Below are 12,145 nucleotides of genomic sequence, written 5' to 3' on the forward strand. Positions count from 1 at the left end.
TGGCTGAAACAGAGCTGTGGGCTGAATCGAGAACTGCCCGAACGTTAGGGAGGGAAAGGAAACCGATGTGGATCAGAGCATGAACGCGGGACGACCGGAGAGTGTCAGAAGCGGCCGCCTACGCCGATCCGGCCGGAGGTACCCGAGCCGCCGAACGAACCGGGGCTGCGTCCGCCACTGCCGTAGCCGCCGCCACCGAATCCCCCGCCCCAACCACGGCCGCCGCCCATCCCGCCGCGCAGGAAGCTGTCGACGAGGATGCCACCGAGAACGGCCCCGGTCACCGACCCGCCGGACGGATGCGGCTGCTGGTTCTGCTGCCACTGCGCTACGTCGCCCTGCGCGGCCATCAGTGCCTGGTCGGCGAGTGAACCGGCCCGACGCGCGGAGTCGGACGCGGCAACCGCATCCGTCGCCGACGATTCGTTCGCCTGCTGCAGGAGGCGCTCCGCCTCGGACAGCCGGGTGCGGGCGATCGACTGGATCGCGCCGCGCCGGGTCGAGATGAAATCACTGGCAGCGGAGACCTTCGCCTGCGCCGAGGTGATTGCGGCGGTGAGGAGTTCGGAGCGGCGCTGCCGCTCGGCCGACGCGGACCGGGCGGCGTCGAGGGCCCGGTCGAGTTCGGCATCCGCGTCGATGAGCGCGGTGAATGTGCCCAGCGGGTCGTCGGAGAAGTCGGAGCGGGCCGCCGCAACCGCCGTGGTCGCCGACTCCGCCGCGGTTGCCAGAGCGGGGCCGCCGTCGGCGGTGAGTGCCTCGGCCTCGGTCAACTCGCCCTCGACCTCGTCGATCAGCGCGGGCATCCGGGAATGGGCGGCCGCGATGTTGCGGTCCGCGTTGTCGATGGCGTCGAGCAGTCTGTTCGCCTGTTCGAGCGCACCTTCGGCGGATCGGATGGCGGCGACCGCCGGGCCCTGCTCTCCCGCAGGCGCATCGGCGGCCTCTCGGCCCTGATCCGAGCTGTGCTCGGCGAAGTCCAGCTCCTCGTGGGCGAGGGTGATGTTGTTGGTGATCGAGGCCAGTACCGTCTCGCCGTGCTCGGCGATCAAGGTGTCGAGTTGCTCCTGGGATTGTTCGATCCGCGCGCGCACCGCGACGAGCTTCTGGGTCAGCTCGGCCAACCTGGAGTCGGCGTTGATGAGCAGGTTGCGCATCGCGTCGAAGCTCTCCACCTGGGCGTCGAGTGCGGCGTCGACGTCGGTGCACGTGGTGATGATCTGGACCAGCATCGACCGCTGCTCGTCCGGTGTCTCGGGAATCGAATCGTCGAGCCGCTGACGCAGCACGAACGAGTCGGCGAGCCCTTTCTTGGCCGCTGCCAGCGCATCGGAGAACGGTGCCGTCTCGGCCTCGCCGAACTCCCCCACGGCGAGCTGCAATTCCTCTTCACTGGTGCGGATGGCGTTGTCGGTGTCGGTGAGAACCTCGCGGGACCACGGATCGAGCACTTCGAGAGGCTGCGCGACGAGCTGGTCACCGGTGAGCTCCTGCTCTCGGATGGCCTCGAGCCCGGCGTCGATCTGCTTGCGCTTGCGGCGCCGGGTGTAGAACAGTGCGCCGGCCGCGCCGACCACCGCGACGCCGCCGACGGCCGCGGCGGTGATCGCGCCCGTGTGTGACGGTGTCATGGCATCGGAGATCCCGGTGACCGCGGCCTGGCCGGCTCCCGCCCAGTCGTTGTTCTTCAATGCCGGGACGATGCCACCGCGCGCGACGTCGTCGAGCGCGTCCTGATCGAGGCCGTCGATCGACTCGGGTGAGTCGAAGTAATACGCGCGGTCGTCGGCGGCCACCGCGAGGAGCACGTCGCGGTCGCCGAGGTCGCTCTCCGCCACGGTTTGCTGTGCCCACTGCTGGGCGGTGAGCCCGCCGAAGTCCCGCACGTAGACCACCCAGAGCTGCACCTCGTGATCGTTGTAGAGCTGATCGATCGAGTTCTGCAGGCGATCGCGTTGCGTGGTGGTCAGTACATTGGCCGAATCGACCACCTGGGTCGGCAGGCGGGACGGCGGCTCGGCATGCGCCGATCCACCCATGCCGGTGCCGACAACCAGCGTGGCGACGGCGACCAGCATGGCGAGGCCGAGTCGGACGATGGCCGTGGCAGCGCGGGAACCGGTGAGTCGAGACTTCCATCGGGGCGACGAGATCAACCGTGCGGTGGAAAGCATGGGCTCCAATCTATCCGGCCGCCTCGACACACCGGCGCCGCCCGGTCACCGGGTGTCGGTCAGTTGTTCTGCGAATCCCGCCACTTGCACACGGCCTCGAGCACGCTCAGATCATAGTCGGGGCCCGACGACCCGACCGTGATCAGCGAGATCCCGGCGGCGACGAGCTGCTCCGCCTCCCGGATGGCGTCGTCCGGCGACTTCGACTGCACACCGGCGGAGTGCTCGATCGCGTTGGGATCGCGACCGACCGTCGAACAGTGGTCGGCGAGAATCCCCGACTTGCGCTCATAGGTCGGCACGTCGACGAAGTAGTGCCAGATGTTCGCGTATTCGGCGACGTGGCGCAGCGTCTTCTTCTCACCGCCGCCACCGATCAGCACCGGGATGTCCCGGGTGGGCGCCGGATTGAGTTTGCCGAACCGATTCTTGATGCGAGGCAGGGATTCGCCGAGGTCGTCGAGGCGGCCGCCGGCGGTGCCGAACTCGTAGCCGTATTCGTCGTAGTCCTTCTCGAACCAGCCCGACCCGATGCCGAGGATGAGCCGGCCGTCGGACATGTGGTCTACCGTGCGCGCCATGTCGGCGAGCAGTTCGGGATTCCGGTACGAGTTGCAGGTGACGAGCGCGCCGATCTCCACGCGGCTCGTCTGCTCGGCCCAGGCGCCCAGCATCGTCCAGCATTCGAAGTGCTCACCGTCGGGATCGCCGTACAGCGGATAGAAATGGTCCCAGTTGAAGGCGATGTCGACACCAAGATCCTCGGCACGCCGGACGGCGTCGCGGATCATCGAGTACTGGGCCGCATGCTGCGGCTGGAGCTGGACGCCGATACGGACAGGGAAATCGCGTGCGGTGAAGGTCATGTGCCCCAGTCTGCCCAAGGTCGCGCCCTAAGTCATTGTCCGAATTCCGGGTCGAGGATGCGGTTGGCTGACGTAGCTCGCGAGCGCCGAGCCCTGAGGAGCGCCCTTCGTGACTCCGCTGGCGCTTCGTTCCTCAGGGATCGCGGTGGGCTCCCCTGCGCCCTGAGGAGCGAGCTTGCGAGCGTCACGAAGGGTCACGAAGGGTCTCGCAGAGCTCACAGAATATGCCCCTGACCAGCACAGAAGAAACGTTGCAACGTTGTGTACCCCGCTGCAACGTAGGTGCAACTGACCTGCTCCTACTCTGTGTAGCAGATCACATGTGCGGCATCACGTGGCGCATGCGACAACCCAGACACCTCAATCGGAACAACGCTGAGGAGCACCAGATGACCGTCTACGCGAAGCCGGGCACCGATGGATCGGTGATGAGCTTTGAGTCCCGCTACGACAACTGGATCGGTGGTCAGTGGACACCACCGGTGAAGGGACAGTACTTCGAGAATCCCTCGCCGGTGGACGGCAAGACGTTCTGTGAGGTCGCCCGATCGACCGCCGAGGACATCGACCTCGCCCTGGACGCTGCGCACAAGGCAGCGCCGCAGTGGGGCAAGGCGTCGGTGGCCGAGCGATCACTGGTCCTGCTGCGTATCGCCGACCGCATCGAGGAGAACCTCGAGAAGATCGCCATCGCGGAATCATGGGACAACGGCAAGGCCGTCCGTGAGTGCCTCGCCGCCGACATCCCGCTCGCGGTCGACCACTTCCGCTACTTCGCCGGCGCACTGCGTGCCCAGGAGGGCTCGATCTCGGAGGTCGACGAGGACACCGTCGCCTATCACTTCCACGAGCCGCTCGGCGTCGTCGGCCAGATCATCCCGTGGAACTTCCCGATCCTGATGGCCGTGTGGAAGCTGGCCCCGGCGCTCGCCGCAGGCAACGCCGTCGTGCTCAAGCCGGCCGAGCAGACTCCTGCGTCGATTCTCTACGTGATGAGCCTCATCGCAGACCTGCTGCCGGCCGGCGTGGTGAACATCGTCAACGGGTTCGGCGTGGAGGCGGGCAAGCCGCTCGCCTCGAGCAACCGCATCCGCAAGATCGCGTTCACCGGCGAGACCACCACCGGCCGCCTGATCATGCAGTACGCCTCGGAGAACCTGATCCCGGTCAGCTTGGAACTCGGCGGCAAGAGCCCGAACATCTTCTTCGACGACGTGCTGAGCAAGGACGACGGCTTTCTGGACCGCGCGCTGGAGGGCTTCACCATGTTCGCGCTCAACCAGGGCGAGGTCTGCACCTGCCCGAGCCGGGCGCTCATCCAAGAGAGCATCTACGACGACTTCATGGGCAAGGCGATCGACCGGGTCAAGCAGATCAAGCAGGGCAACCCGCTCGACACCGAGACGATGATGGGTGCGCAGGCGTCCAACGACCAGTTCGAGAAGATCACCTCCTACCTCGCCATCGGCAAGGAAGAGGGCGCCAAGGTGCTGACCGGCGGCGAACCGGCCGACCTCGGTGGCGACCTGTCCGGAGGCTTCTACATCCAGCCGACGGTGTTCGCGGGACAGAACAAGATGCGGATCTTCCAGGAGGAGATCTTCGGGCCGGTGCTCGCCGTGTCGACGTTCAAGGACTACGCGGACGCCATCCACATCGCCAACGACACTCTGTACGGCCTCGGTGCCGGTGTGTGGAGCCGCGACGGCGCGACCGCCTACCGCGCGGGTCGCGAGATCCAGGCAGGCCGGGTGTGGACCAACACCTATCACGACTACCCGGCACACGCCGCCTTCGGCGGTTACAAGCAGTCGGGCATCGGGCGTGAGAACCACCTGATGATGCTCGAGCACTACCAGCAGACGAAGAACCTCCTGGTTGGTTACGCTCAGAACGCCAAGGGTTTCTTCTGACAGGACAGGTGATTTCCGATGACCACCGAACAGCACGCTCCTGATCGGGTGGTCGCCACAGACGCCGCCGTGCAGCTCTTGACGAAACTGTCGGAGCTGCACGGCGGACTCATGATCCACCAGTCCGGTGGATGCTGTGACGGCTCGGCCCCGATGTGTTACCCGGTCGGGGAATATCGTGTCGGCCAGCGCGACGTACTCGTCGGCGAAATCGACCTCCCGGAACCGATTCCCGATGTCCGGGTGTGGATCAACGGCGACCAGTTCGAGCTGTGGAAACACACGCAGCTCATCCTCGACGTGGTCAAGGGACGGGGCGCAGGTTTCAGCCTGGAGGCGCCTGAAGGCGTTCGATTCCTCTCCCGCTCAAGGGCTTTCAGTGCGGACGAGAACGAGGTCCTCGCGGCGAATCCGCCGCTGACGGGTGCAACCGCGGATATCTGAGCGGTCAGCTCACCAGGGTGGCAGCCACCGCCTCGAGCAGTGGGTCGGAGTACCCGGCGGTCATGCCCGCATCGACGTTGATGGCCTGGCCGGTTATCGCTGCCGCGGCCGGTGAGGCGAGGAATGCGATGACGTCGGCGACGTGCTCAGGTTGGATCGTGAAACCGAGAGGTGATGCCAGCCGCGATATCTCGCGTTCGAGATCGCCGTTCTCCTGGGCTGCGAGCATCGGGGTCTCCACCGAGCTCGGGCACACGCAGTTGACTCGGATGCCGCGGGCGCCGTACTCGATCGCTGCGACTTGGGTGAGCGAGATGATTGCTGCCTTGGAGGTCGAATAGGAGGCGTAGCCGCTCAGGCCGATCTGTCCAGCGACCGAAGCGCTGTTGACGATGGCCCCGCCACCACTCATCAGGCGGGATCCGTATTTGGTGCCGAGCAGGACTCCGCGGACATTGACCGCCAGATGCCGGTCGAACTCGTCGGCGGCGAGCTCCTCGATCTCGGCCGTCGCCATGATGCCGGCGTTGTTGACGAGTACGTCGACTCGACCGAACTGGTCTGCGATCTCGGTGAACAGCCGTTCCACATCGGCCTCCACACTGACGTCGGTGCGGACGTAGTGGCCGTCCAGTTTCCGGGCGAGGTCACGGGCGTCGCTGCGGCAGGCAATGATCACATTGCCGCCCTGTGCGGCAAATAGTTTCGCAGTGGCCAGGCCGATGCCGGCCGCGCCACCGGTGACGACACAGACCTTGTTCTCGAACGATTTCATCATGGTGTTCCTTGTCCTGTGTATTTCGGTGATCGAGGTGGGCGGGCGAGAGTTCGGTCAGCCGAGCATCTCGGCGTAGCCCTCGGGGCGGCGTATTCTCTTGACGCCGGCGATCCCGGCGCCGAGCACGAAGCAACCGACGATGCCGGCGCAGACCGCGAGAGCGGGGGTCTGCCCGCCGACGAGGAGGCCGAGGTTGTCGACCGCCAGATACACGACCAGGCACAGAGCCAGCAATGCGAGGATCGGTGCGGCGGTTGCCTTCCAGACCGGGTCGTCGTGGTCGCGGCGTTGATGGAACACGATGACAGCGAGGCTCGTGAGAGCCATCAAGACGATGATGCCCAGTGTCGCAGCACCGGAGAACCAGGTGTAGATCTGGGCGACGGGGTCGAGTCCGCCCAGGATCATGACAGCGAGCGCGAGTGCCGTTACAACGGTTACAGTGAGCGAAGATCGCGACGGGGCACGGTGTCTCGGGTGGACTCTGCCCAGAGTTGCCGGTAGTAGCCGGCCGTTGGCCAGGCTGAGCTGGTAGCGCGCGACCACATTGTGGAACGACAGCGCACACGCGAAGATGCTTGTCACGAGAAGGATCTGCAAAAGATCTTGGAACGCCGAGCCGACGTAGGTTCCGGCGAGGTTCAACATCATGATCGACGGGTCGGGCCCGGCGACCGAGGCAACCTTGTCGGTGCCGACGCCAATCGCCTGTGCCCACGAGGTCAGTGCGTAGAGGATGCCGATGAAGATGACGGCACCGTAAGTCGCCCGCGGGACGGTGCGGTTGGGTCGGGCGGCCTCGCTTCGGAAGACTGCGGTCGCCTCGAATCCGACGAAGGCGAAGAAGGCGAACATCAGACCCAACCCTGGCGCACCGTGTAGGGCGTCGCGAGGGTCCAGTGGCGCCGCGGAGAGCCCGGATGCACCTCCTTTGAGGATGATTGCCACGTTGACGACCATGATGAGCACGATCTCGAGCACGAGGACGACGCCCAAGACCTTTGCACTGAGATCCACATCGCGGTAGCCGAGGAACGCAACGAGGGCAACGCCGACGAAGGCGAGGACCCACCAGGGGATGGACACGTCAAGGTAGGTTTCGAGCACTCCAGATGCGGCGACACCCAGATAGGCGTAGAGGGCGACGAGCAGACCGAGGTAGGACACCAACGCGAGGACGGCAGCTCCTGCACCGGCCATCTTGCCGAGGCCTGCCTGGACGTAGGTGTAGAAGGCGCCTGCGTTGGGGACGTGCCTCCCCATCAGGGTGAAGCCTACCGAGAACAGGCACAGGACGATGGCGGCGCCGATGAAATACGTTGGTGCCGAGGCGTTGCCGCTCAACGCGAACACGGTGGGCAAGACAACGGTGGTGGCGCCCAGCGGGGCGACAGCTGCCACGACCATGAACATGATCGCGATCGCGCCGAGGCCACGATGCAGGAGTGCCTCCCCGCCGACGGAACCGTCGGCGTCGGATTCTCTTGTGGTGGTGGACATCGCTTCTTCTCCTCGGGTATTGCTCAGCCTTGGTCGGTAATCGGTACCGCATGGGCGACGGAGGTGATGGCTAAGAACGCTGCGACTCGGGGGCGTGCGGCGGAGGGTGGAGTGCCCGGCTGGTGGTCGTCCTCGGGTGGCTCGAGAACGCAATCCACCTGGCGAGCGGGGTCAGATTCCCGGCGCGGGCCCACGCGTAGACACCCACGGTGTCTTTTCGCGGATCGCAGAGGGGGTGGTTGCGGGAGTCGTGGCCAGGTACTCGGTTGCGAGTCCGCTGACGGCGGCGACCATCTCCGGGGTGAGTTGCTGAGCCGTCTCGGTCTCGCTCCGCGTGTGCAGCCAGCCGAGATAGGTGAGACCACGAAGTAGGAAGAACAAGGGGAGCCGGGCCAGATGCTCGTCAGGCAGGTGTCGTTCGGCGCGGTAGCCCGATGTGAACGCGCCGAGAATACCATCGAAGTCGGGCGAGTCGGCGACGACGAACAGTGAGGTGGCGATGTCGAACAGGTGCCAACCGAAACCCGCGTCGTCGAAGTCGATGAGTGCGATCGTGCCGTCGGCGACCAACAGGTTCTCCGGGAGGAAGTCGGCGTGGATGAGCCCGTAACGGTCATCCCCTGTGCCGAATTCGGCCAGCTCGGCGGCGGCCTGTTCGCGAGCCGCGAGCACGACGTCGCGCTGGCCGGCGTCGAGTGCGTCGAGTTCCCAGAAGCGGCCCCACAGCGGTCGGTCGCCGAGCAGTCCCTCGACGTCCCACGCATGCCGTGTGAAATCCTTTGGCCGCTGCCAACTCTGCGCGTGATTGTGCAGGCGCGCCATCAGTCGCCCGGTCTCGAAGAACGACTTGCGAGTGCCGTCTCCGGCCGCGATACCTTCTTCAAGGGAACCGAGTGGCTCCCCGGCGACCCATGACAGCACATCCACCAGACGGGGTTCTGGCACCTCGTCGCAGGCGACGAGTTCGAACAGGCGCCCTCGACTATTGGGTACCACTTCGGGTGTGGCGATTCCCGATCGCCGAAGCTCGGTCATCCACTGCAACTCCGATTCCAACGCGTCGGCACTGTGGTAGCCGGCGCGGTGCACCCGCATCACCAGTGTGGTGTCGGCGGCGTCGATTCGGAACACTGCGTTCTCGCGGCATTTGAGCAGGGTGATCTCCGGTTGCCCACCGAGGTCCCAGCTCTGCGCTGCGACGCCGGCAAGTCGGGCCAGTGCTGCACCCTGGGCGTCGATGGATAGGGCGTCGAAATCGGGCACGTTCTCTCCTGAGGTAAACTCGAATTGATTCGAGTGTGATGCACGCAATAGTTGTACGTCAAGTGAAACCCGAATCTCTTCGAGAATTTGACGTGTACGCACGATGGCCGCAGGCCGGAAACGGAGCCCACCTCACACATGACCGACACGTCCGACGCGCCGGAACACGGAGGGGCGCGACGATCACAGGCGCGTGGGCGCCAGCGACGCGCCCGACTCCTCGTCGCAGCATCGACCCTGCTCGGTGAACGCGAACTCGACGAGATCAGCCTTCAGGACCTCGCGAAGGAGGCCGGGATCCCGACGGGCTCGGCGTACCACTTCTACGCCAACGCCTCCGACGCGTTCGCCGCCCTCACCGAAGAGATCGGAGACGACCTCAGCGCGGCGTTGCGCGAACCGATCAGCCCGGATCGACTGACCGTGTGGGAGGACGTGATCGAGGTTGCGGCCGAACGGGCCGTGCGCTTCTACGCCGCTCGTGCGGACGCGCGGCAGCTGCTCATCGGCCCGAAGACGCAGGCCCAGTACAAACGCTCCGACCGGGAGAACGATCGGCGCCTCGGGTCGATTCTGCGGGATCACATCGCCGAGGTCTTCGTGCTGCCGGAGATTCCCTACGAGGACGACGTCTACTTCCATGCAGTCGAGATCATCGACTTGTTCTACTCGCTGTCGACGATGCGCAATGGCGGGATCACGCCGGAGATGGCGGCCGAGGCGGTCCGCGCGGCTGTCGCCTATCTCCGTACCTACCTCCCGGCCGCGCTTCCCCGCGCGACGTCGCAGAGGGAGGTCGCGGATGGTTGACGGCCGTCGGGGCGGCCCATACAGTGAACTCAAATTCATTCGAGTTACGTGAATCACGTATACCCACCGTTAGGACTCACGCCATGCCCGCCGAAGCCGCCCGCGACCGACCCGCACTGCTGGGTGCCGCGCACCTCGACCTCGGTGAGTACTCCGACGATGTACGGAATCACTCGTTGATCGAACGGCGGATGCAGCACGTCGCCAACAGTGTCCTGTTCTTCCACGACCCGATAAAGCTGGTCAGAGGCGAGGGCGTATGGCTCTACGACGACGCGGACCGGCCCTATCTCGACTGCTACAACAACGTCGCCTCGGTGGGACATTGCCATCCCGACGTGGTCTCCGCGCTGACCGAACAGGCGGGCAGGCTCAACACGCACACCCGCTATCTGCACGAGGGCGTGGTGGAGTACGCGGAGAAGCTCACCTCATTGATGCCCGACGGACTCGACGTGTGCACGTTCGTCTGCACCGGCACGGAAGCCAACGACCTCGCCCTGCGGATCGCCCGTACGGTCACGGGCAATGACGGGGTAGTCGTGATGGAGGGCGGCTATCACGGCAACTCGAGTACCGTGGACGCCTTGTCTCTTCTGATCCACCCCGCGTCGGACGACCGGCCGGACTGGGTGGAAGCGGTCGAGCCCCCGAACACCTATCGCGGCAGCTACCGGCGTGATCGCGACGACGAGCTCGGTGCCCGCTATGCCGACCTCGTGGCCGAGGCAACCGAACGGCTCGACGCTCGGAGCCACGGAACTGCAGCGTTCCTGTGCGACACGATCTTCGACTCGCACGGCGGGCTGGCGGCCCCCACCGACTATTTCGCGCGAGCGTACGAGCACGTGCGAGCTGCGGGCGGGCTGTGCATCGCAGACGAGGTCCAGGCTGGATTGGCCCGCACCGGTCGGTGGTGGGGATTCGAGCACTATGGGGTCGTCCCCGACATCGTGACGCTCGGCAAACCAATGGGCGACGGACACCCGATCGGCATCGTCATCACGAGCCGGGAGATCGCGCAGAAGTTTGCCGCGAATGCGTTCTACTTCAACACTTTCGGGGGAAATCCCGTCTCGGCCGCGGTCGGCAGGACCGTCCTCGACATCTGCGAGCGCAACGACCTTCCGCAACGCTGCCAGGACACCGGAGCGCTGCTGCTGACCCGGCTCGGCGAGCTGCAGCAGCGCCATCCGATCATCGGCGATGTCCGGGGACTGGGTACCTTCATCGGTGTGGAGCTGGTCAGGGACAACGAAAGTCTCACTCCTGCAACGGAATTGGCCCGTCAAATCCCTGACGCCATGAAAGACCGCGGTGTGCTCATCGGGCTGTCCGGGCGCTATGGCAATGTCCTCAAGATCCGCCCGCCACTGGTCTTCGGTCCCGACGAGATCGACCTCCTCGTGGAGACACTCGACGCTGTCCTCGCGGACCTGCCAGCAGAGGCGTAGATCGGGTCGTCAGCGCGACCTGGGGGGCGGCAGTGTCGTCGCGGCGCGGCTAACCGGCCCACGGATCGTCGAGCCACCAGCCCCGGACCATGCCCGGCGGCCTGCCGGGTTCGATGTAGTGCTCGGTTCCGAAACCGACGGGGAACATCTCGACCGGCATCGCCAGGAGTTGCCGGACATCGGTCTGACTGGCGTGGCAGGCGAGGGCCTCGCGTTTGGTCATCACGTCGTCGCCGAGGTCAACGGCCCAGTGCAGTTCGCTCTCGGGAGTGCCGATCGGATTGCCGTCGTCGCCGCGGGTGTCCGGGTCGAATCCCTCCATGCCCCTCTCGGCGGCGAGGACGAACAGTTGTCGCACGAGGTCGCGGTTCATCGTGACCTCGAGGTAGCGGGGGCGCTTCGCGGCGAGTTCCACGGCGGCGAGCGTTGTCCTGTGCAACATGACGTGATCGGGATGGCCGTAGCCACCGTGCCAGTCATACCCGACGACTGCGTCTGCACTCTCCTCATCGAGAAGGTCGGCCAGTCGGCGGGCCGCTTCGTCCGGGTCCGCGCGTGCGAATACGCCGTCGGTGTTGTTCTGCGCCCAGCCGGTCATTCCGGAGTCGGCATATCCGAGCCATTCCACCCGCGCGGTGCCGGTGATGGCGGCCGAGGCCTCCGCTTCGCCGCGCCGTCGACTCGCCACCGTCTCGCCAGGCGCCAGATCGTCGGGGACGTCGCCCGGGTCTCCGTCGGTGCAGTAGACGACCACGACCCGGTGACCCTCGCGCGCCGCTCGGATCATGGTTCCCGCGGTGGCCGTGCCCTCGTCGTCGGGGTGGGCATGGACAAAGACGATTGTGCTCATGGGTAGATCATGCTCGGTGCGGTTTCGACGCTCTCGGTGACCGTTGCCATCCACCGTTCGGAACGTGTCTGACCTGCGGCGACGAAAATTGTC

General features: G+C 65.7%; 10 protein-coding genes. 4 read left to right on the forward strand and 6 right to left on the reverse strand.

What is annotated here, in order from left to right; genetic code table 11:
- Positions 1 to 104: 104 nt before the first annotated feature.
- Together OVA31_RS11080 and OVA31_RS11085 are read right to left on the reverse strand one after the other, a co-directional pair.
- Positions 105 to 2,078: a TPM domain-containing protein gene (locus OVA31_RS11080; protein WP_267631483.1), complete on the reverse strand. Its 1,974-nt coding sequence runs from the start codon at positions 2,076 to 2,078 to the stop codon at positions 105 to 107.
- Positions 2,079 to 2,233: 155 nt separating this feature from the next.
- Positions 2,234 to 3,040, reverse strand: a complete 807-nt coding sequence (locus OVA31_RS11085; RefSeq protein WP_267631135.1) for an LLM class F420-dependent oxidoreductase — start codon at positions 3,038 to 3,040, stop codon at positions 2,234 to 2,236.
- Between the two features lie 389 nt (positions 3,041 to 3,429).
- On the opposite strand from OVA31_RS11085, the gene OVA31_RS11090 reads away from it, so the two are divergent.
- Complete coding sequence (locus tag OVA31_RS11090) at positions 3,430 to 4,953, forward strand: aldehyde dehydrogenase family protein (RefSeq protein WP_267631136.1); 1,524 nt, start codon at positions 3,430 to 3,432, stop codon at positions 4,951 to 4,953.
- Between the two features lie 18 nt (positions 4,954 to 4,971).
- Positions 4,972 to 5,397, forward strand: coding sequence for a DUF779 domain-containing protein (locus OVA31_RS11095; protein WP_267631137.1), 426 nt, complete (start codon positions 4,972 to 4,974; stop codon positions 5,395 to 5,397).
- Between the two features lie 4 nt (positions 5,398 to 5,401).
- Here OVA31_RS11095 and OVA31_RS11100 read toward each other — a convergent pair whose 3' ends face one another.
- The 3 genes from OVA31_RS11100 to OVA31_RS11110 form a co-directional block, all read right to left on the reverse strand.
- Positions 5,402 to 6,175: an SDR family NAD(P)-dependent oxidoreductase gene (locus OVA31_RS11100; RefSeq protein ID WP_267631138.1), complete on the reverse strand. Its 774-nt coding sequence runs from the start codon at positions 6,173 to 6,175 to the stop codon at positions 5,402 to 5,404.
- A gap of 54 nt (positions 6,176 to 6,229) precedes the next feature.
- Positions 6,230 to 7,675, reverse strand: a complete 1,446-nt coding sequence (locus tag OVA31_RS11105; RefSeq protein WP_267631139.1) for an APC family permease — start codon at positions 7,673 to 7,675, stop codon at positions 6,230 to 6,232.
- 171 nt (positions 7,676 to 7,846) lie between these two features.
- Entirely contained in the window at positions 7,847 to 8,938 is a 1,092-nt protein-coding gene (locus OVA31_RS11110; protein WP_267631140.1) for a phosphotransferase enzyme family protein, read from the reverse strand.
- 138 nt (positions 8,939 to 9,076) lie between these two features.
- Here OVA31_RS11110 and OVA31_RS11115 point away from each other — a divergent pair, with 138 nt between their 5' ends.
- Entirely contained in the window at positions 9,077 to 9,748 is a 672-nt protein-coding gene (locus OVA31_RS11115) for a TetR/AcrR family transcriptional regulator (protein WP_267631141.1), read from the forward strand.
- Complete coding sequence (locus OVA31_RS11120; protein ID WP_267631142.1) at positions 9,745 to 11,202, forward strand: aminotransferase class III-fold pyridoxal phosphate-dependent enzyme; 1,458 nt, start codon at positions 9,745 to 9,747, stop codon at positions 11,200 to 11,202. The genes OVA31_RS11115 and OVA31_RS11120 overlap by 4 nt, the downstream gene beginning before the upstream one ends.
- Before the next feature lie 49 nt (positions 11,203 to 11,251).
- On the opposite strand, the gene OVA31_RS11125 is transcribed toward OVA31_RS11120, so the two are convergent.
- Positions 11,252 to 12,052 carry a PIG-L deacetylase family protein gene (locus OVA31_RS11125; RefSeq protein ID WP_267631143.1) on the reverse strand — a complete coding sequence of 267 codons (801 nt, stop codon included), beginning with the start codon at positions 12,050 to 12,052 and terminating at the stop codon, positions 11,252 to 11,254.
- Positions 12,053 to 12,145: the final 93 nt, after the last annotated feature.

The sequence above is a fragment of the Gordonia sp. SL306 genome, assembly GCF_026625785.1.
In the GTDB taxonomy this organism is placed as follows: Bacteria; Actinomycetota; Actinomycetes; order Mycobacteriales; family Mycobacteriaceae; genus Gordonia.

What these genes read in the sequence shown, in the direction of transcription:
- OVA31_RS11125 (WP_267631143.1), bottom strand. Translation starts at nt 12,052, where the DNA reads ATGAGCACAATCGTCTTTGTCCATGCCCACCCCGACGACGAGGGCACG.
- OVA31_RS11090 (WP_267631136.1), top strand. Translation starts at nt 3,430, where the DNA reads ATGACCGTCTACGCGAAGCCGGGCACCGATGGATCGGTGATGAGCTTT.
- OVA31_RS11115 (WP_267631141.1), top strand. Translation starts at nt 9,077, where the DNA reads ATGACCGACACGTCCGACGCGCCGGAACACGGAGGGGCGCGACGATCA.
- OVA31_RS11100 (WP_267631138.1), bottom strand. Translation starts at nt 6,175, where the DNA reads ATGATGAAATCGTTCGAGAACAAGGTCTGTGTCGTCACCGGTGGCGCG.
- OVA31_RS11105 (WP_267631139.1), bottom strand. Translation starts at nt 7,675, where the DNA reads ATGTCCACCACCACAAGAGAATCCGACGCCGACGGTTCCGTCGGCGGG.
- OVA31_RS11095 (WP_267631137.1), top strand. Translation starts at nt 4,972, where the DNA reads ATGACCACCGAACAGCACGCTCCTGATCGGGTGGTCGCCACAGACGCC.
- OVA31_RS11080 (WP_267631483.1), bottom strand. Translation starts at nt 2,078, where the DNA reads ATGCTGGTCGCCGTCGCCACGCTGGTTGTCGGCACCGGCATGGGTGGA.
- OVA31_RS11085 (WP_267631135.1), bottom strand. Translation starts at nt 3,040, where the DNA reads ATGACCTTCACCGCACGCGATTTCCCTGTCCGTATCGGCGTCCAGCTC.